We start from the raw sequence: 19,172 nt of genomic DNA on the forward strand, positions 1-19,172 counted from the left end.
GCCTCGACGTACCAATAAAAACGGGAGCCACTGGCTCCCGTTCTTCATGGCTTGCGGTTCAGGCAGAACCGCGTCGCGCTTTAAAACCCTTCGTCGGCGGACAGGTAACGCCACTGGCCTTGCGGCAGCGCGCCCAGCATCACGCGGCCCATACGCACGCGCTTGAGGCCTACGACGTGCAGACCGACCAGTTCGCACATGCGGCGGATCTGGCGTTTCTTGCCTTCACGCAGCACGAAACGCAACTGCTCGCCGTTCTGCCAGCTGACTTCGGCGGGCTTGAGCGGCACGTCGTCGAGCGACAGACCGTGGCACAGCTTCGCGAGCAGATCGGCCGGGAAATGCTGGTCGACTTCGGTTTCGACGTCGCCGTAGGTGACGCGCACGAGGTATTCCTTGTCGATGTCCGAGCTTTCGCCGATCAGCTGCTTCGCGACGCGGCCGTCCTGCGTCAGGACGAGCAGGCCGGTTGAGTCGATATCGAGACGGCCCGCCGGCGCGAGTGTGCGCAGATGCTGCGCCGAGAAACGGATGCCCGAGCGGTCGCCGTCCCAGTGGTTGTCGCCGGTAACGAGCGTCACGGCGGGTTCGTAGCCGTCTTCGGCCTGACCGGAGACAAAGCCGACAGGCTTGTGCAGCAGGATCGTCACCTGGCGCGCCTGGGCGGCGAGGGCGGCGGGATCGACTTCGATGCGCTGTTCGGGCGTGACCTTGGCGCCGAGCGTGTCGACAACTTCACCGTCGACGAAGACCCAGCCTTTTTCGATCCATTCGTCGGCTTCGCGGCGCGAGCACAGGCCCAGTTCCGACATGCGCTTGGACAGACGCATGACGTTGTCGCCATCGATCTCCACGCGCGCGGCGCGTTGCGGTGCGGCGTTCTCGCTGTCGCGGCGCGGCGCCTTGTCGAACGACCTGGCAGCGGGCTTGCGCGCGGGCGCGCCATCGCGCTCACCCCACGACGCCTTTACGGGGCGTGCGGAACCGCGGTCTTCGCGCGGACGGAATTCGCGGCGGTCGCTGCCTTCGTCGCGGCGCTGGAACGGACGACGTTCGCCACCTTCCTCACGCGGACGGAATTCGCGACGCTCGCCACCTTCGTCGCGGCGTTGGAACGGACGACGTTCGCCACCTTCCTCACGCGGACGGAATTCGCGACGCTCGCCACCTTCGTCTCGGCGCTGGAACGGACGGCGTTCACCGCCTTCATCGCGGCGTTGGAACGGACGACGTTCGCCACCTTCCTCACGCGGACGGAATTCGCGACGCTCGCCACCTTCGTCGCGGCGCTGGAACGGACGGCGTTCACCACCTTCGTCGCGGCGCTGGAACGGACGACGTTCGCCACCTTCCTCACGCGGACGGAATTCGCGACGCTCGCCACTTTCGTCGCGGCGCTGGAACGGACGGCGCTCGCCACCTTCATCGCGGCGAGGGAACGGACGACGTTCGCCACCTTCTTCGCGCGGACGGAACTCGCGACGCTCGCCGCCTTCGTCACGGCGTTGGAACGGACGGCGCTCACCGCCTTCATCGCGGCGAGGGAACGGACGGCGTTCACCGCCTTCATCGCGGCGCTGGAACGGGCGGCGTTCGCCACCTTCCTCACGAGGACGGAATTCGCGACGCTCACCGCCTTCGTCACGGCGCTGGAACGGACGGCGGTCGCCACCTTCGTCACGGCGCTGGAACGGACGGCGTTCACCACCTTCCTCACGCGGCCGGAATTCGCGACGCTCACCGCCTTCGTCACGGCGCTGGAACGGACGGCGCTCGCCACCTTCCTCACGCGGCCGGAATTCGCGACGCTCACCACCTTCATCGCGGCGAGGGAACGGACGGCGGTCGCCACCTTCCTCACGCGGCCGGAAAGGACGGCGCTCGCCACCCTCATCCCGGCGCTGAAACGACCGACGCTCATCCCCCTCGCCACGGCCGCGCGAGAACCCGCGCTCGCCGCGTTGATCGCCATCGGCGCGTCGCGGGGGACGCGCGTCGCCCTCGCGCGGCGCGCGCGGTTTCGACGACGCGCCTTTCGGCCCCGTCGACTGGGCAAAAGGCTTCGCCTCGGCCGGACGCACCGGTTTGCGCGCGGTCGTAGCGCCGCGGCGGACGGGGGCGCGTTCCGGGGTAGTCGGGCGCGGATGCTTGGCTGTCAGTTTGGCTCGCATGATTCCAGGTATTTCGATGTTGCTCGGTGTTGCATTCAGACTGCGATCGCGCGCAGCAATTCAGTTTCGACGCGGATTTGCAACCGGTTGTCGGAAAGTCCCGACCCGTCCAGCAGGAAAACGTCCTCGACGCGCTCGCCGAGCGTATTGATTCGCGCCGCCTGGACGCCAATCCGGTGCTCGGCCAGCACGCGCGCGATCGAATAGAGAAGGCCGGGCCGGTCATTCGCCGACACGGACAGGATGTAGTACTGGCCGCGCTCGTCGGCCCGCAGGTCGACGCGCGGCGTCACCGGGAAGGTGCGCGACAGGCGCGAGAGGCGGCCCTTGGACGGCTCCGGCAGCACATGGCTTTCGGCCGTCAGCCGCTCGGCGAGTTCCTGCTCGACGAGGTTCGCGATATCGCGATAATGCACTTCGTCCTCGGTATTCGCGACGATGAAATTGTCCAGCGCGTAGCCGTGGCGCGTCGTGCTCACGCGCGCGTCCAGCACCGACAGGCCGCTGCGGTCGAAGTACGCGCACATCGTCGCGAACAGATCCGGACGGTCCTTCGCATAGACCAGCACCTGCAGCGCTTCGCCGACCGGCGACGGGCGTGCGCGCACGACGGGCGACGGTGTCTCCACGTGGCGGTACAGCACGCGCGTCTGCCAGGCGATGTCAGCGGCGTCGTGACGCAGGAAATAGCCCACGTCGAGCTTGTCCCAGAGCGCGCGATGCGCGTTTTCCGGGACGGTCTCCAGACGCAGCAGCGCGAGCGCCAGCTCCTGGCGCGTCTTCAGCTCGGAATGCGCGTCGGGCTTGGCGCCGCCGAGCACCGCGAGCGTCGCGCGGTAAAGGTCTTCGAGCAGCTTGCCCTTCCAGTTGTTCCAGACCTTCGGGCTGGTGCCGCGAATATCGGCGACCGTCAGCAGATAGAGCGCGGAAAGGCGGCGCTCCGTGCCCACGAGATCGGCGAAACGCTTGACCACTTCGGGATCGCTCGTGTCCTGCTTTTGCGCGACCTGGCTCATGGTCAGATGCTGCTCGACGAGCCAGACGATCAAGTCGGCGTCCTCGCGCTCGATGCCGTGTTCGCGGCAGAAGCGGCGCGCGTCGGCCATGCCGAGCTGCGAGTGATCGCCGCCGCGACCCTTGGCGATGTCATGAAACAGCGCCGCGACGTAAAGCACCCACGGGCGTTCGAAGTTGGCGATCAGCTGGCTGCAGAACGGGTATTCGTGCGCGTGTTCGGCCACGGCGAAGCGGCGGATGTTGCGCAGCACCATCAGAATGTGCTGATCGACCGTGTAGACGTGATAGAGGTCGTGCTGCATCTGCCCGACGATGCGGCGGAAATTGAGCAGATAGCGCCCGAGCACGCTCGTCTGGTTCATCAGCCGCATCGCGTGCGTGATGCCCGCCGGCTGACGCAGGATCTCCATGAACAGGCGGCGGTTTTCCGGGTCGCGACGCCAATGCTGATCCATCGTGTCGCGCGCGTTGTACAGCGCGCGCATCGTGCGCGCCGACAGGCCCTTGACGCCGGGCACCTGTTCGTAGAGCAGGAAGGCTTCGAGGATTGCGTGTGGATCGCGCTCGAACACGTCGTCGGCGACGATTTCGAGCATGCCTTGCTTCTCGACGAAATGGTCCGAGAGCGTGCGCGTGATGCCGCTCGTGCTCGGGAACAGCTGGGCTTCGATGTTCTGGATCAGGATGCTCGAGAGCTGCGTGACTGCCTTGGCCGCCCAGTAATAACGGCGCATGAGCTGTTCGCTTGCGCGCCGCGAGCTGCTGGCCTTGAAGCCGAAACTTTCGGCGACGGCGGTTTGCAGGTCGAACACGAGAATGTCCTGCCGACGCCCCGTGATGACATGCAGACGCGCGCGCAGCGTCTTCAGAAAGGTTTCGTTGCGGCGCAGTTCGCGCGCCTCGCGGCCGGTGATCAGGCCGCGCTGGTCGAGTTCCTTCCAGCTGCTGCCGAACGCCGCCGCTTCGGTCATCCAGAGAATCAGTTGCAGATCGCGCAGGCCGCCGGGGCTTTCCTTGACGTTCGGTTCGAGCGCGTAGGGCGTGTCCTGGAAGCGCGCGTGACGCTGGCGCATTTCGAGTACTTTCGCCTGGAAGAACGCGCGCGGGTCCATGGCGTCGCGATAACGCTGGGCGAAGTCGCCGAACAGAGTCGGGCTACCGGTCAGGCGGCGCGCTTCGAGCAGCGAGGTGCGCACGGTTACGTCGTTGGCCGCTTCCTCCAGACACTGCGAGACGCTGCGCACGCTGCTGCCGATCTCCAGCCCGAGATCCCACGCGAGTCCGATGAAGCGCTCGATGCGCGCTTCGAGCGGCGCGAGCGGTTCGTCGTCGGGGAGCAGGACCAGAATGTCGACGTCGGAAAACGGTGCGAGCTCGCCGCGACCGTAGCCGCCCACCGCGACGAGCGCGAGCGAGGCCGGCAGCTCGCACAGGCTCCACGCGCTGCGCAGCGTGTCGTCAGTGGTGTGGGAGAGGGCGTGCATCAGCGTGTCGACGTTGGAGGCCGACTTGAACCGTTCGAGTAACTGGGCCTTGGCGGCCTTGTAATCGGACCTCAGCGACGACGTATCGGGTGCGGCGGCGAGAACGCTCATGAACTGGAACTGGACGATGGTTGGCGCACGTGGCGCGGTCGAAGGGGCAGGCCACCGGGGCCGGGGAGCCGCTGGCGCACGCGGGCGCCTTCACTGCATGTCTTGCCTGAACTGCTGCGAGCCGGTCGCTGGATGCGCGCCCGCCTTGCGGCTGCGGGATTACGGGGCCGGATGCGCGACGGCACGCTTTCCGGCGGACTGCTCATGATCGACTGTCGCTCGCTGCGTTGCGCGCTTCGTGCTCCGTGCCACGGAATCGTCGATCAAACGTGGCCAGGACTGACGCGGCGGCCGCCCCGGGAAGGGCGACGCCGCCATGCGGGCCCGCTCAGGCCGGGCTGCCCGCCATCTGCGCGACGATCGCCGGCTTGGCGGGCGTGCCCGCCGACACCGTCAGCACTTCGTAACCGGTTTCGGTCACGAGCACCGTGTGCTCCCATTGCGCCGACAGGCTGCGGTCCTTCGTCTTGACGGTCCACTGGTCCGGCATGGTGCGGATGTCACGGCGGCCGGCGTTGATCATCGGCTCGATCGTGAAGATCATGCCCGGCAACAGTTCAACGCCCGTACCGGCGCGGCCGTAGTGGAGCACTTGCGGCTCGTCGTGGAATACGGTGCCGATGCCGTGGCCGCAGTATTCGCGCACCACGCTGTAGCCTTGCGACTCGGCGTAACGCTGGATGGCATGGCCGATGTCGCCCAGATGTCCGCCCGGACGCACCTGGTCGATGCCAAGCCACATGCATTCATACGTGGTCTGCACGAGACGCTTCGCGAGAATCGAGCCTTCGCCCACAATGAACATGCGGCTCGTGTCGCCGAAATAGCCTTCCTTGATGACGGTGATGTCGATATTGAGCGTGTCGCCGTTCTTCAGCGCCTTGTCGCCCGGAATACCGTGACAGATCACGTCGTTGACCGAGGTGCAGATCGCCTTCGGGTAGGGCGGATAGCCGGGCGGCTGATAGTTCAGCGGCGCGGGCACGGTGCCCTGCACATTGGTCATGTATTCGTGACAAAGGCGGTCGAGCTCGCCGGTCGTCACGCCCGCGACGACGAACGGCGTAATGTAGTCGAGCACCTCGCTTGCCAGGCGGCAGGCGACGCGCATTTGCGCGATGTCGTGTTCGTTCTTGATCGAAATGGCCATGGTGTGCGCCCGAAAATGCAGTCGAATATCGAATTATCGCACCTAATCCCGGCGGTCGCTGGCCTATCGCTATTAGATGCGCGGTATACAGGTGGCCGCGGCCGGCGACGGCGAGGCTCGGGTTGCCGAGGGGACTGTCGGTTCGGCATCCGCCTGCCGCCCACGTTTCGAGGGTAATAGCTGGCTTGAGTGGTGCTGATTTCGCGTGCTATAATCATCGGCTAAGTCGCTCCCCGTATTCTTTCATTCCCTGACTAACATGGGTGGAAGGTGTGGCGGGGTGCTGGCTGAGTCCGCAGTCGCCGCGGGCTCAGTTAATCGGTAGCGAGTCTTACCAGGCGGCATTTTTTAAATCGCGAGCCGGCGCACCCAGGGTGTCGGGCGTTTATCCGCAAAAGCGGAGGGCGTCACGATACGGCAGCCGGCTTAAGACCCAAACCCTAGCGGAGAAATTCTCATGGCAGTTACCATGCGCCAAATGCTGGAAGCCGGTGTCCACTTCGGCCACCAAACGCGCTTCTGGAACCCGAAGATGGCCCCCTTCATCTTCGGTCATCGCAACAAGATTCACATCATCAACCTCGAAAAGACGCTGCCGATGTACAACGACGCACTGAAGTACGTGCGTCAGCTGGCATCGAACCGTGGCACGATCCTGTTCGTCGGCACGAAGCGTCAATCGCGTGACACGATCGCCCAGGAAGCGCAGCGCGCTGGCATGCCGTTCGTGAACGCACGCTGGCTCGGCGGTATGCTGACCAACTTCAAGACGCTGAAGGTTTCGATCAAGCGCCTGAAGGACATGGAAGCGGCTGTTGAGGCAGGCGAACTCGAAAAGATGAGCAAGAAGGAAGCGCTCCTGTTCGAACGCGAAATCGCCAAGCTGCAAAAGTCGATCGGCGGCGTGAAGGACATGGGCGGCATTCCGGACGCGATCTTCGTGGTCGACGTCGGCTACCACAAGATTGCCGTGACGGAAGCCAACAAGCTGGGCATCCCCGTCATCGCCGTGGTCGACACGAACCACTCGCCGGAAGGCATCGACTACGTCATCCCGGGTAACGACGACGCCAGCAAGGCAGTCGCGCTCTACACCGCAGGCGTGGCCGACGCGATCCTCGAAGGCCGTGCGAACTCGGTCAACGAAGTCGTCGCAGCCGCGCGCGGCAACGACGGCGACGACGAGTTCGTCGAGGTCAACTCGGAGGCGTAAGCTGCCCAGTGTCCGGCAAGAAAAGGGGGCTTTCCATAGGCCCCTTTTTTTTAAGCCGCGACTTTCGTCGCCGCGTCATCACCGCGGCACCGTAGTCCTGTAGAAGCAGCTGTAAAAAAGCGTTTCAGAACAGACTCGAACGGAAACGAATTCCAGCCGGCCGCATCGAAGCATGCGGCGCGGCGTGTACCAGACAGACTCAAGGAGCGAATGATGGCGGCAATTACCGCAAGCATGGTGGCAGAACTGCGCGCAAAGACCGACGCGCCGATGATGGAATGCAAGAAGGCGCTGACGGAAGCCGACGGCGATCTGGCGCGTGCTGAAGAACTGCTGCGCGTGAAGCTCGGCAACAAGGCAAGCAAGGCAGCATCGCGCGTCACGGCTGAAGGCGTGATCGCTTCGTTCATCGGTGGCAATGCTGGCGCAGTCGTCGAACTGAACTGCGAAACCGACTTCGTCGCCAAGAACGACGACTTCCTCGCCTTCGCGAACACGGTGGCCGAACTGGTCGCCACGCAAAACCCGGCTGACGTCGCTGCCCTGTCGGCGCTGCCGCTGGAAGGCTCGACGGTCGACGCAGTGCGCCTCGCACTGGTCGGCAAGATCGGCGAAAACGTTTCGATCCGCCGTTTCGCGCGCTTCGAAACCGCCAACCAGCTGGCTTCGTACCTGCACGGCACGCGTATCGGCGTGCTGGTCGAGTACACGGGCGCGGAAGAGCAGGTCGGTAAGGACGTGGCAATGCACATCGCCGCGATGAAGCCGGTCTCGCTGTCGTCGGACGAAGTGCCGGCCGACCTGATCGCCAAGGAGCGCAGCATCGCCGAACAGAAGGCTGCCGAGTCGGGCAAGCCGGCTGAAATCGTCGCCAAGATGGTCGACGGCTCGGTGCAGAAGTACCTGAAGGAAGTCTCGCTGCTGAACCAGCCGTTCGTGAAGAACGACAAGCAGACGATCGAACAGATGCTCAAGGCGGCTAACACGTCGGTGCAGAAGTTCTCGCTGTTCGTCGTTGGCGAAGGCATCGAGAAGCGCCAGGACGACTTCGCTGCTGAAGTGGCCGCGCAAGTCGCTGCTGCAAAGCAGCAATAAGGGCCGCGCAGCCTTTAGCCGTATCGAGTCGTACCCGTATCAAAGTCTCATCGCAGTCCCGTAGTACGCCGCGGCGGCGCATTTCCGCCGCGGTGGGGCAGCGTAGCGACGCTCGATGTAGCGACGCCCGGCGAACTTGCCGGGCGCAGCGGTCTCCCGCTGTGCCCCGTGGCGCCAACTCTCGCTATTTCTGGTGGCGCTTGCCCCAAGTCGTATTTCACCCCTACAGTTTCAAGTTATTGCCCTTTGCGCGCGATCCTGGATACCTCCATGCCCACACCCGCCTATAAACGCGTCCTGCTCAAACTTTCCGGCGAAGCCCTCATGGGCGATGATGCCTTCGGCATCAATCGCGCCACGATCGAACGAATGGTGGCAGACGTGGCCGAGGTGGTGCGGCTCGGCACCCAGCTCGCAGTCGTGATCGGCGGTGGCAATATTTTCCGCGGCGTCGCGGGCGGCGCGGCCGGTATGGACCGCGCGACCGCCGACTACATGGGCATGCTCGCGACCATGATGAACGCGCTCGCGCTGCAGGACGCCATGCGTCACGCCGGTATCGAAGCGCGCGTGCAGTCCGCGCTGCGCATGGACCAGGTGGTCGAGCCGTACATCCGCCCCCGCGCGATCCGTCAGCTCGAGGAAGGCAAGGTCGTGATCTTCGCGGCCGGCACGGGCAACCCGTTCTTCACGACCGACACGGCCGCCGCCCTGCGTGGCGCCGAAGTGGGCGCGGAAGTCGTGCTCAAGGCCACCAAGGTCGACGGCGTCTACTCGGCCGACCCCAAGAAGGACCCGACGGCCACGCGTTACTCGACGATCAGCTTCGACGAGGCAATCGGCCGCAATCTGCAGGTGATGGACGCCACCGCTTTCGCGCTGTGCCGCGACCAGAAGCTGCCCATCCGCGTTTTTTCGATCGTCAAGCCGGGTGCGCTCAAGCGCATCATTCAAGGCGAAGACGAAGGCACGCTCGTCCACGTGTAAACTCTCGTTTCACACGAGATCGATTCTGGGCCGCGCCGCCCTTCATGCGCGCGGGCGGGCCCACACCGTAACAAAGGTTCGGAGGTATCAAAATGGCTGTGGCTGACATCAAGAAGGGCGTCGAGCAGAAGATGCAACGCTCGATCGACGCGTTCAAGAGCGATCTCGCGAAGATCCGCACGGGCCGCGCCCACACGGGCCTGCTCGATCACATCCAGGTCGACTACTACGGTTCGCCCGTGCCCATCTCGCAAGTGGCCAACCTCACGCTCGTCGACGCCCGTACGATCGGTGTGCAGGCGTGGGAAAAGAAGATGGTTCAGGTCATCGAAAAAGCCATCCGCGAGTCGGATCTGGGTCTGAACCCGGCCACGCACGGCGACCTGATCCGCGTGCCGATGCCCGCACTGACCGAAGAGCGCCGCAAGGAACTCACGAAGGTCGTCAAGAACGAAGGCGAAACGGCCAAGGTTGCCGTGCGTAACCTGCGTCGCGACGCCAACGAGCAACTGAAGAAGCTCGTGAAGGACAAGGAAATCTCGGAAGACGACGAGCGCCGTGGCGGCGACGACGTCCAGAAGCTGACGGACCGCTTCGTCACGGAAATCGACAAGCTCGTCCAGACCAAGGAAGCCGAGATCATGACGGTTTGAGGCCGCCAGGCTCTCATCCCGCCAGGGTTTCTCTTTCCTTATCGCAGTTATAGTCCGACGGCCATGACCTATACCAGCTCAACCGTTCGCGTGCCCGAAGTGGCGGCCGTGCCGCGCCACATCGCGATCATCATGGACGGCAATGGCCGTTGGGCGACGCAACGCCGCTTGCCGCGCGTCGCGGGCCACACGCGTGGCGTGGACGCCGTGCGTGCGGTCGTCGAGGGTTGCGTCGAGCGCGGCGTCGAGTACCTGACGCTGTTCGCCTTCAGTTCCGAGAACTGGCGGCGCCCGACCGACGAAGTCTCGTTTCTCATGCGCCTGTTCATTTCGGCGCTGGAACGCGAGGTAGGGCGCCTGCACGCGAACGGCATTCGCCTGCGCGTGGTCGGCGACCTGTCGATGTTCAACGAGCGTATCCAGGATCTGATCCGCCGCGCCGAAACCAAGACCGCGCGCAACACGCGTCTGACGCTGACCATCGCCGCGAACTACGGCGGCCGCTGGGACATCCTTCAGGCCACGCGCAAGCTGGTCGAAGCCGCCGTGGCGGCGGGCGAACCGGTGCCGGTCACCGAAGACACGCTCGGCCAGTATCTCGCCATGAATTACGCGCCTGAGCCCGACCTGTTCATCCGTACCGGCGGCGAGCAGCGCGTGAGCAATTTCCTGCTCTGGCAACTGGCTTACGCAGAATTCTATTTCACCGATACGTTCTGGCCCGACTTCGATCGCGACGCGCTCAACCGCGCGATCGCGTCCTACACCGAACGTGAGCGCCGCTTTGGCCGTACCAGCGCGCAGCTCGAAACCCAGTCCCAGAACGCCGACTCCCTTTCATGCTAAAGACCCGTGTCATCACGGCGATCGTCCTGCTGGCCGTGCTTTTGCCGGTCACGCTGTTCGCGCCGGTGGCCGCCTTTGGCGTGCTGATCCATGTCGTGGTGGCGTTCGCCGCGTGGGAATGGGCGCGCCTGCTCAAGGCGGGCAAGGTCGGTTCGATCGTCTATGCGCTGATCGCCGCGCTCGCCGTGCTGGCGAGCGAGCGTCTCGCTTCGCCGCGTCCGCTGTTTCAGGCGGCCGGTATCTTCTGGATCGTCGCCGGGCCGTATGTGCTGGTGCGCAAACCGGTGCTCGCCGCGGGCGCCTGGCGCGCCTTCCTGCTGGCCGCCGGGCTCGTGATCTTCTGCGCCTGCTGGCATGCGCTGGTGCTCGCACGCACCTCCGGCGTGGCCTTCGTGCTGTCGCTGCTGCTGGTGGTCTGGCTGGCCGATATCGGCGCATACTTTGCCGGTAAGGCATTCGGCAAGCATAAGCTTGCGCCCGCCATCAGCCCCGGCAAGACCTGGGAAGGGGCCGTCGGCGGCTGGGCGGCCGTGATGATCGTCGCCGCTGCCGCGCTTGCGCTGCACGCGTTCGAACCCACGCTTTATTCGGCGCTGGCCGGCCAGCTTGGTCTGGGCCGCGCGTTCTTCGTGCTTACCGTGCTGGTCGCGTTCAGCGTGGTCGGCGATCTGTTCGAATCGATGCTCAAGCGCCAGGCCGGCGTGAAGGATTCGAGCGGCCTCCTGCCGGGTCACGGCGGAGTCCTCGACCGCATCGATGCGCTGTTGCCGGTGCTGCCGCTTGCCATGCTGCTGCTTGGCTAAAGGCGTTCGGCTAGAGAAATGGAAATGCAAAAACGACTCACCTTGCTCGGTTCGACGGGCTCGATCGGAGACAGCACGCTCGACGTCGTCGCGCGTCATCCGGACCGCTTCACGGTTTATGCGCTCACGGCGCACCGCAACGGCGACAAGCTCGTCGAACAATGTCTGCGTTTCGCGCCTGAAGTGGCCGTGGTCGGCGACGCCGCGACGGCTCAGGACGTCGAGCGCAAGCTGCGCGCGGCCGGTTCGAAGACCATTGTGACGCACGGCCCGCAGGCACTCATCGATGTCGCGAAGAGCGACGGCTGCGATACGGTGGTCGCGGCCATCGTCGGCGCAGCGGGCCTCGAGCCCACGCTCGCGGCGGCGCAGACCGGCAAGCGCATCCTGCTCGCGAACAAGGAAGCGCTCGTGATGTCGGGCGACATCTTCATGAACGCGGTGCGCGACAACGGCGCGGTCCTGCTGCCCGTCGACAGCGAGCACAACGCCGTGTTCCAGTGCTTGCCGCGCGAAGCGGCCATGCACGGCGGCGTGACCAAGATCATCCTGACCGCCTCGGGTGGCCCGTTCCGCACGCGCGAACCGTCGACGCTCGTCGACGTCACGCCGGAGCAGGCCTGCAAGCACCCGAACTGGTCGATGGGCCGCAAGATTTCGGTCGACTCGGCCACGATGATGAACAAGGGTCTCGAGGTAATCGAGGCGCATTACCTGTTCGATCTGCCGGGCGATCGCATCGACGTGCTGATCCATCCGCAGAGCGTGATCCACTCGATGGTCTCGTACGCCGACGGTTCGGTGCTCGCGCAACTGGGTAACCCCGACATGCGCACGCCGATCGCGCACGCGCTGGCGTATCCGGATCGCGTGGATTCGGGCGTCGCGCAACTCGATCTCGTGCAGGTCGCGACGCTCAACTTCGAGCATCCCGACTACACGCGCTTCCCGTGCCTCGCGCTCGCCATGAAGGCGCTGAACGAAGGCGGCGTGGCGAGCGCCACGCTCAATGCGGCCAACGAAATCGCGGTCGAGGCCTTCCTCAACCGCCGCATCGGCTTCATGGCCATCGCGCAGACGGTCGACGCCGTGCTCAACGCACTGCAGAATCGTCCCGCCACGAGCCTCGAAGTCGTGCTCGAAGCCGACGCCGCCGCGCGCCGCGCGGCACACACCATCATCGACAGCCTGCCGGTGCCGGCGTAAGGTCCGGCAGCGGGCCCAGCGGCGAGGCCGGGCGATCCCCGGCGCGCCGCTCCAGCACCAGCGTGCTGCTTCCAGCAGAGGAGGCGCTATGAATCTGCTCACCGAACTGGTGGCGTTTGTCGTTGCGATCGGCGTGCTCGTCGTCGTACACGAGTATGGTCACTATAGCGTCGCGCGCTTGTGCGGCGTTAAGGTTCTGCGATTCTCGATCGGCTTCGGCCGTCCGCTGCTGCAATGGGTCAGCAAAAAGACCGGCACCGAGTGGACGATCTCGGCGTTGCCGCTCGGCGGCTACGTGAAGATGCTCGACGAGCGCGAGTCGCCCGACTCGATCGATGCGGCCGATCTGCCGCACGCGTTCAACCGTCAGCCGGTCAGCAAGCGTATCGCCATCGTGGCGGCCGGTCCGGTCGCGAACTTCATTCTTGCCATCGTGCTGTTCGGCGCGGTCTACGCGAGCGGCGTGACCGAGCCCGCGGCGATCGTGGCGACGCCGCCCGCGCAGTCGGCCGCGGCGCAAGCCGGTTTCCAGGGCGGCGAAACCATTCTCTCCGTGAGCAACGCCAGCGGCAGCCACACCGAACCCGTGCGTTCGTGGGCGGATCTGCGCTGGAAACTCATGTCGACGGCGTTCGAGCACGGCCGCGTGGTGCTCGCCGCGCGTGACGGCTCCAGCACCTACGATTTCCCGCTCGATCTCTCGCGTCTCACGAGTCAGGATCTCGACGACGACTTCATGTCGAAGCTCGGCCTCGAACCGGGCGGCGGCACGCTGCGTATCGCGGGCATCGAACCGGGCAGCGCGGCGCAGCGGGCGGGTCTGGAAAAGGGCGATCGTCTGCGCGCTATCGACGGTCGTCCCGTTGATAGCGCAAGCAGTTTCATCGCATATGTGAAGGCGCACGCGGGCAAGCCCGTGCAGTTGTCGATCGAGCGCGGCGGCGCCGTGCCGGCCGAGGTCGCGGATAGCGACGCGGACAATAATGCCGACGACAACGCCGGCGCCACCCGCGGCAATCCGTCGAACGCCGCGCCCTCGAAGCCGCAAACGCTCACACTGAGCGTGACGCCGGCCGCGCAGCGCGACGAGGAAACGGGCAGCGAGGTGGGTCGCATCGGTGCGGCGCTGTCGGCGCAAGCGCCTTCGGTGGAGGTGCGCTACGGTCCGATCGAGAGCGCGCGGCTGGGTGCTTATCGCACGTGGGATATCGCGTTTTACTCGCTGCGGATGTTCGGCCGCATGCTCACGGGCGAGGCTTCGCTGAAGAATCTTTCGGGGCCGGTGACGATTGCTGACTATGCCGGCAAGAGCGCGCGGCTCGGTCCTTCCGCATTCCTGTCGTTCCTCGCCCTTGTCAGTATTAGCCTGGGCGTACTCAACCTGCTCCCAATTCCCGTATTGGATGGGGGGCATCTGTTATATTATGCGGTTGAAGCCGTAACGGGCAAAGCCGTCTCGGATCGCTGGCAGCTCGTGCTGCAGCGAGCGGGACTTGCCTGCATCGTCGCGCTGTCGGCGATCGCGTTGTTCAACGATCTGGCTCGGTTAATCCATTTCTAAAGGTGTCTGGCGGCGTCCTAGGGCGAGCCGCCTGACCTGATGCAGCTATACATACTGGGGAAGCACGTTGTTTAGACCTCATCGCTTGGTTCCAAAAACGGTTGCGGCTGCGGCGATCGCCGCACATGGTCTCGTTGTCCACGCAGCGACGACGCCTTTTGTGGTACAGGACATCCGCATCGAAGGACTGCAACGCGTCGAGCCGGGCACGGTGTTCGCGTACCTGCCCATCAAGCAGGGCGATACCTTCAACGACGACAAGGCTTCCGAAGCCATCCGCGCATTGTATGCGACGGGCTTTTTCAACGACGTGCGCATCGCTACCGAAGGCGGCGTCGTGGTCGTCCAGGTGCAGGAGCGTCCCGCGATCGGCACGATCGACTTCGCCGGCATCAAGGAATTCGACAAGGACAACCTCACGAAGGCGCTGCGCGCAGTCGGTCTCTCGCAAGGCCGCTACTACGACAAGGCACTCGTCGACAAGGCGGAGCAGGAACTCAAGCGCCAGTACCTCACGCGCGGCTTCTACGCCGCCGAAGTGACCACCACCGTCACGCCGATCGACCGCAACCGCGTCGGTCTGCTGTTCTCCGTGGTCGAAGGTCCGAGCGCGAAGATCCGCCAGATCAACTTTATCGGCAACAAGGCATACAGCAGCGGCACGCTCCTGAGCGAAATGCAGCTGTCCACGCCGAACTGGTTCTCGTGGTACACGAAGAACGACCTGTACTCGAAGGAAAAGCTCACGGGCGACCTCGAGAACGTGCGCTCGTACTACCTGAACCACGGTTACCTCGAGTTCAACATCGACTCGACCCAGGTTTCGATCTCGCCCGACAAGAAGGACATGTACCTCACGATCGGGCTGCACGAGGGCGAGCCGTACAAGATTTCGGGCATTCATCTCGCGGGCAATCTGCTGAACCGCGAAGCCGAGCTCACCAAGCTAATCAAGATCAAACCGGGCGATACGTTCTCGGCTGAGAAGCTGCAGGCAACGACCAAGGCGATCGTCGACAAGCTCGGCGAATACGGTTACGCCTTCGCGACCGTCAACGCGCTGCCGCAGATCGACCAGGCGCATCACACGGTCGAACTCACGCTGCAGGTCGACCCGAGCCGCCGCGTCTACGTGCGCCGCATCAACGTGGTGGGCAACACCCGCACGCGTGACGAAGTCGTGCGCCGCGAAATGCGCCAGCTCGAAAGCTCGTGGTTCGATTCGAGCCGCCTCGCGCTCTCGAAGGACCGTATCAACCGTCTGGGCTACTTCACCGACGTCGACGTGACGACGGTGCCGGTGGAAGGCACGGCCGACCAGGTGGACGTCGACGTCAAGGTGGCCGAAAAGCCGACCGGCGCGATCACGCTGGGCGCGGGCTTCTCGTCCACGGACAAGGTGGTGCTCTCGGCGGGCGTGTCGCAGGACAACGTGTTCGGTTCGGGCACCTCGCTGTCGGTGAACGTGAACACCGCGAAGACCTACCGTACGCTCGCGGTCACGCAGGTCGACCCGTACTTCACGGTCGACGGCATCAAGCGCATCACCGACGTCTACTACCGCACGTATCAGCCGCTGTACTACTCGACCGATTCGAGCTTCCGCATCATCACGGCCGGTGGCGACCTGAAGTTCGGCATTCCGTTCTCGGAAGTCGACACGGTCTTCTTCGGCGTGGGCTTCGAGCAGGACCGCCTCGACGTCGACTCGTACACGCCGCAGAGCTACATCGACTACGTGAACCAGTTCGGCCGCGTGTCGAACAACGTGCCGCTCACGATCGGCTGGTCGCGCGACGCGCGTGACAGCGCGCTCGTGCCGAGCCGCGGTTACTTCACGCAGGCGAACGCCGAATACGGCACGCCCGCGGGCGCCACGCAGTACTACAAGGCCGACGTCCAGGCGCAGTACTATTACTCGTTCGCGCGCGGCTTCGTGCTGGGCATGAACTTCCAGGCCGGTTACGGTAACGGTCTCGGCGGCAAGCCGTACCCGATCTTCAAGAACTACTACGCTGGCGGTATCGGTTCGGTGCGTGGCTATGAACCGAGCTCGCTCGGTCCGCGCGACAAGACCACGAACGATCCGATCGGCGGCTCGAAGATGGTGGTCGGCAACATCGAACTCACGTTCCCGCTGCCGGGTACGGGTTACGACCGTACGCTGCGCGTCTTCACCTTCGTCGATGGTGGTAACGTCTGGGGCGACGAGGGTTCGAGCATCGGCTCGAACGGCCTGCGCTACGCCTACGGTGTGGGTCTTGCGTGGATCTCGCCGATCGGGCCGCTCAAGCTGAGCCTCGGCTTCCCGCTCACGAAACACGAAGGCGACCAGTATCAGAAGTTCCAGTTCCAGATCGGGACGGCATTCTGACGACGCGCATCGCCACAGGCAATTTCAGAAACGAGAGGATAACTTTGCTAACGGGATTGTTTTCCAGACGGACGATCGGGGCCATGACGCTGTCGCTGGCGATGCTCGCTCTCGGCACGGGCGCGGCCCATGCGCAGGAAGCGAAGATCGCGGCGGTCAACTCCGACCGCATCCTGCGCGAATCCGCCCCCGCGAAGGCCGCGCAGACCAAGCTCGAAGCCGAGTTCGCGAAGCGCGACAAGGACCTGCAGGACATGGCGCAGCGTCTGAAGACCATGTCGGACTCGATCGACAAGAACGGTCCGTCGATGTCCGCGACCGACCGCGCGCAAAAGCAGCGCGATCTGTCGCAGCTCGACAGCGACTTCCAGCGCAAGCAGCGCGAGTTCCGCGAAGACCTGAATCAGCGTCGCAACGAAGAACTCGCCGCGGTGCTCGACCGCGCGAACAAGGTCATCAAGCAGATCGCCGAACAGCAGCATTACGACCTGATCGTGCAGGAAGCGGTGTACGTCAGTCCGCGCATCGACATCACCGACCAGGTGCTGAAGGCGCTCGCAGCCAACAGCACCGGCAGCAACAGCAACTAAGGCAGGAGCAGCACGCGTATGGCATTTACGCTTGAGGAAATCGCCGGGCGGTTCGGCGGCGAAGTGGTCGGGAATCCGGCGCAACGCGTCGGCTCGCTCGCGCCGCTCGACCAGGCCGGTCCGCAGCAGCTGGCGTTCCTTGCCAATCCGAAGTATCTGTCGCAGGTGGATGCCACCCGCGCCGGCGCGGTCCTGATCAGCCCGAGCGATCTGGAAAAGCTCGCTTCGCGCGAGGGCCGCAACTTCATCGTCACACCCAATCCGTATGCTTATTTCGCGCGTGTCGCGCAGGCGTTCATCGACCTCGCTACGCCGAAAACGCAGCCGGGCGTGCACCCGAGCGCGCACGTCGACGCGTCGGCGAAGATTGCCGCAAGTGCGGTGATCGGGCCGAACGTCACGGTGGAAGCGGGCGCCGTGATCGGCGAGAACGTGCGCCTGGACGCGAATGTGTTCATCGGCCGCGGCACGCAGGTGGGCGAGGGCTCGCACTTCTATCCGGGCGTTACGGTCTATCACGGCTGCAAGTTCGGCGCGCGCGCGATCGTGCATGCGGGCGCCGTGATCGGCTCGGACGGCTTCGGCTTCGCGCCCGATTTCACGGGCGAGGGCGAGGCGCGCACGGGTAGCTGGGTCAAGATTCCGCAAGTTGGCGGCGTCACGATCGGACCGGACGTCGAAATCGGCGCGAACACGACGATCGACCGTGGGGCCATGGCCGACACGATCATCGAAGAGTGCGTGAAGATCGACAACCTTGTGCAGATCGGCCACAACTGCCGCGTCGGCGCTTACACCGTGATCGCGGGCTGCGCGGGTATCGCCGGCAGCACGAGCATCGGCAAGCACTGCATGATCGGCGGCGCGGTCGGCATCGCGGGGCACGTCACGCTGGGCGACTACGTGATCGTCACGGCGAAGTCGGGCGTCTCGAAGTCGCTGCCCAAGGCCGGCATCTACACGAGCGCCTTCCCGGCGGTCGATCACGCCGACTGGAACAAGAGCGCCGCGCTGCTTCGCAACATCGACAAGCTGCGCGACCGCATCCGCGCGCTCGAAGCCGCCCAGAAGCCGCAAGGCGACGCCTGAGCAGGCTCGGGCAAGAATCAAAGCAGTTTCGGGGCACCGGGCAGCGCGCCGCCATTCTTCATTTGCTAACTGTGTTGGCGGAGATGGGCGGCGCACAGCCTGGCCGGCACGCAAAAGCCGGCGTCACGCGCGGGCGCCGTTTTTTGCGTGCCGCTTTGCGTTCCGGGCCTCGGGCCATCGGCCCCGGGGCAATCCGCATGCACGAAGCGCCGTGCGTGGCGCATACTGCGCCTCAGCGCGGGCCGTCGAGGTACGTCAGGCACTTCAGGCATCGCATCCGATAGTCACACGCGCAATTCCTGCGTGAGCAGAAACACCATGAACATCGAAAAACTCAACTTCGACATCCACAAGATCCTCACGCTGCTGCCGCACCGCTATCCGTTCCTGATGGTGGACCGGGTTATCGAGCTCGAGCCGCACAAGAGCATCAAGGCGTTGAAGAATGTGACGATCAACGAGCCCTTTTTCACGGGCCATTTCCCGCAGCGTCCGGTCATGCCCGGCGTGATGATTCTCGAAGCGCTGGCCCAGACCGCCGCGCTGCTCACGTTCTCGGAAGAGGAGCAGGACTTCGAGAACACGCTGTACTACTTCGTCGGCATCGACGGCGCGCGCTTCAAGCGCGTGGTGGAACCGGGCGACCAGCTCGTCCTGAACGTGACGTTCGAGCGCTACATGCGCGGCATCTGGAAGTTCAAGGCAGTCGCCGAAGTCGAAGGCTCGGTTGCCTGCGAAGCGGAACTGATGTGTACCGTCAAGAAAATGGACGCAGCGCAATAAGACGCGCCGCGCATTGCCGTCGCGCGCCGGGTGGCGCGC

15 protein-coding genes are annotated in these 19,172 nt (G+C 64.7%); 12 read left to right on the top strand and 3 right to left on the bottom strand.

Features of this window, described 5'->3' with window-relative positions:
• Positions 1 to 80 precede the first annotated feature (80 nt).
• The 3 genes from G5S35_RS40170 to map form a co-directional block, all read right to left on the bottom strand.
• Entirely contained in the window at positions 81 to 830 is a 750-nt protein-coding gene (locus tag G5S35_RS40170; protein ID WP_321868120.1) for a pseudouridine synthase, read from the bottom strand.
• A gap of 1,376 nt (positions 831 to 2,206) precedes the next feature.
• A complete protein-coding gene (locus G5S35_RS06490; protein WP_065060171.1) occupies positions 2,207 to 4,783 on the bottom strand; it encodes a [protein-PII] uridylyltransferase in 2,577 nt (858 codons plus the stop codon).
• A gap of 328 nt (positions 4,784 to 5,111) precedes the next feature.
• Positions 5,112 to 5,933: a type I methionyl aminopeptidase gene (gene map / locus G5S35_RS06495; RefSeq protein ID WP_065060170.1), complete on the bottom strand. Its 822-nt coding sequence runs from the start codon at positions 5,931 to 5,933 to the stop codon at positions 5,112 to 5,114.
• A gap of 457 nt (positions 5,934 to 6,390) precedes the next feature.
• Here map and rpsB point away from each other — a divergent pair, with 457 nt between their 5' ends.
• The 12 genes from rpsB to fabZ all read left to right on the top strand — a co-directional run bounded on the left by rpsB (position 6,391) and on the right by fabZ (position 19,133).
• A complete protein-coding gene (gene rpsB, locus G5S35_RS06500) occupies positions 6,391 to 7,146 on the top strand; it encodes a 30S ribosomal protein S2 (RefSeq protein ID WP_065060169.1) in 756 nt (251 codons plus the stop codon).
• Between the two features lie 213 nt (positions 7,147 to 7,359).
• Complete coding sequence (tsf, locus tag G5S35_RS06505) at positions 7,360 to 8,241, top strand: translation elongation factor Ts (protein WP_065060168.1); 882 nt, start codon at positions 7,360 to 7,362, stop codon at positions 8,239 to 8,241.
• Between the two features lie 270 nt (positions 8,242 to 8,511).
• The gene (gene pyrH / locus G5S35_RS06510; protein WP_027814826.1) at positions 8,512 to 9,228 is read left to right on the top strand and encodes a UMP kinase; all 717 of its coding nucleotides are present in this window, start codon (positions 8,512 to 8,514) and stop codon (positions 9,226 to 9,228) included.
• Between the two features lie 92 nt (positions 9,229 to 9,320).
• Complete coding sequence (gene frr / locus G5S35_RS06515) at positions 9,321 to 9,881, top strand: ribosome recycling factor (protein ID WP_065060167.1); 561 nt, start codon at positions 9,321 to 9,323, stop codon at positions 9,879 to 9,881.
• A 63-nt stretch (positions 9,882 to 9,944) separates the two neighbouring features.
• Positions 9,945 to 10,727 (top strand): polyprenyl diphosphate synthase, encoded by a 783-nt coding sequence (gene uppS, locus G5S35_RS06520; protein WP_074984510.1) that lies wholly within the window; start codon positions 9,945 to 9,947, stop codon positions 10,725 to 10,727.
• Positions 10,721 to 11,530 carry a phosphatidate cytidylyltransferase gene (locus G5S35_RS06525; RefSeq protein ID WP_065060166.1) on the top strand — a complete coding sequence of 270 codons (810 nt, stop codon included), beginning with the start codon at positions 10,721 to 10,723 and terminating at the stop codon, positions 11,528 to 11,530. Before uppS ends, G5S35_RS06525 begins: the two co-directional genes overlap by 7 nt.
• Before the next feature lie 24 nt (positions 11,531 to 11,554).
• Positions 11,555 to 12,736: a 1-deoxy-D-xylulose-5-phosphate reductoisomerase gene (locus G5S35_RS06530; RefSeq protein ID WP_065060357.1), complete on the top strand. Its 1,182-nt coding sequence runs from the start codon at positions 11,555 to 11,557 to the stop codon at positions 12,734 to 12,736.
• Between the two features lie 88 nt (positions 12,737 to 12,824).
• Entirely contained in the window at positions 12,825 to 14,297 is a 1,473-nt protein-coding gene (gene rseP / locus G5S35_RS06535) for an RIP metalloprotease RseP (protein ID WP_074984512.1), read from the top strand.
• A 67-nt stretch (positions 14,298 to 14,364) separates the two neighbouring features.
• Entirely contained in the window at positions 14,365 to 16,671 is a 2,307-nt protein-coding gene (bamA, locus tag G5S35_RS06540; protein WP_065060164.1) for an outer membrane protein assembly factor BamA, read from the top strand.
• A 44-nt stretch (positions 16,672 to 16,715) separates the two neighbouring features.
• Positions 16,716 to 17,261 (top strand): OmpH/Skp family outer membrane protein, encoded by a 546-nt coding sequence (locus G5S35_RS06545; RefSeq protein WP_074984514.1) that lies wholly within the window; start codon positions 16,716 to 16,718, stop codon positions 17,259 to 17,261.
• Between the two features lie 18 nt (positions 17,262 to 17,279).
• The gene (lpxD, locus tag G5S35_RS06550) at positions 17,280 to 18,350 is read left to right on the top strand and encodes a UDP-3-O-(3-hydroxymyristoyl)glucosamine N-acyltransferase (RefSeq protein WP_065060162.1); all 1,071 of its coding nucleotides are present in this window, start codon (positions 17,280 to 17,282) and stop codon (positions 18,348 to 18,350) included.
• A 318-nt stretch (positions 18,351 to 18,668) separates the two neighbouring features.
• On the top strand, positions 18,669 to 19,133 hold the full coding sequence (fabZ, locus tag G5S35_RS06555) for a 3-hydroxyacyl-ACP dehydratase FabZ (RefSeq protein ID WP_065060161.1): 465 nt from the start codon (positions 18,669 to 18,671) through the stop codon (positions 19,131 to 19,133).
• Positions 19,134 to 19,172: the final 39 nt, after the last annotated feature.

Source organism: Paraburkholderia tropica, assembly GCF_014171495.1.
Classification (GTDB): Bacteria; Pseudomonadota; Gammaproteobacteria; order Burkholderiales; family Burkholderiaceae; genus Paraburkholderia; species Paraburkholderia tropica.

What these genes read in the sequence shown, in the direction of transcription:
- G5S35_RS40170 (WP_321868120.1), bottom strand. Translation starts at nt 830, where the DNA reads ATGCGTCTGTCCAAGCGCATGTCGGAACTGGGCCTGTGCTCGCGCCGC.
- G5S35_RS06490 (WP_065060171.1), bottom strand. Translation starts at nt 4,783, where the DNA reads ATGAGCGTTCTCGCCGCCGCACCCGATACGTCGTCGCTGAGGTCCGAT.
- frr (WP_065060167.1), top strand. Translation starts at nt 9,321, where the DNA reads ATGGCTGTGGCTGACATCAAGAAGGGCGTCGAGCAGAAGATGCAACGC.
- uppS (WP_074984510.1), top strand. Translation starts at nt 9,945, where the DNA reads ATGACCTATACCAGCTCAACCGTTCGCGTGCCCGAAGTGGCGGCCGTG.
- rpsB (WP_065060169.1), top strand. Translation starts at nt 6,391, where the DNA reads ATGGCAGTTACCATGCGCCAAATGCTGGAAGCCGGTGTCCACTTCGGC.
- lpxD (WP_065060162.1), top strand. Translation starts at nt 17,280, where the DNA reads ATGGCATTTACGCTTGAGGAAATCGCCGGGCGGTTCGGCGGCGAAGTG.
- G5S35_RS06525 (WP_065060166.1), top strand. Translation starts at nt 10,721, where the DNA reads ATGCTAAAGACCCGTGTCATCACGGCGATCGTCCTGCTGGCCGTGCTT.
- fabZ (WP_065060161.1), top strand. Translation starts at nt 18,669, where the DNA reads ATGAACATCGAAAAACTCAACTTCGACATCCACAAGATCCTCACGCTG.
- rseP (WP_074984512.1), top strand. Translation starts at nt 12,825, where the DNA reads ATGAATCTGCTCACCGAACTGGTGGCGTTTGTCGTTGCGATCGGCGTG.
- tsf (WP_065060168.1), top strand. Translation starts at nt 7,360, where the DNA reads ATGGCGGCAATTACCGCAAGCATGGTGGCAGAACTGCGCGCAAAGACC.
- G5S35_RS06530 (WP_065060357.1), top strand. Translation starts at nt 11,555, where the DNA reads ATGCAAAAACGACTCACCTTGCTCGGTTCGACGGGCTCGATCGGAGAC.
- map (WP_065060170.1), bottom strand. Translation starts at nt 5,933, where the DNA reads ATGGCCATTTCGATCAAGAACGAACACGACATCGCGCAAATGCGCGTC.
- pyrH (WP_027814826.1), top strand. Translation starts at nt 8,512, where the DNA reads ATGCCCACACCCGCCTATAAACGCGTCCTGCTCAAACTTTCCGGCGAA.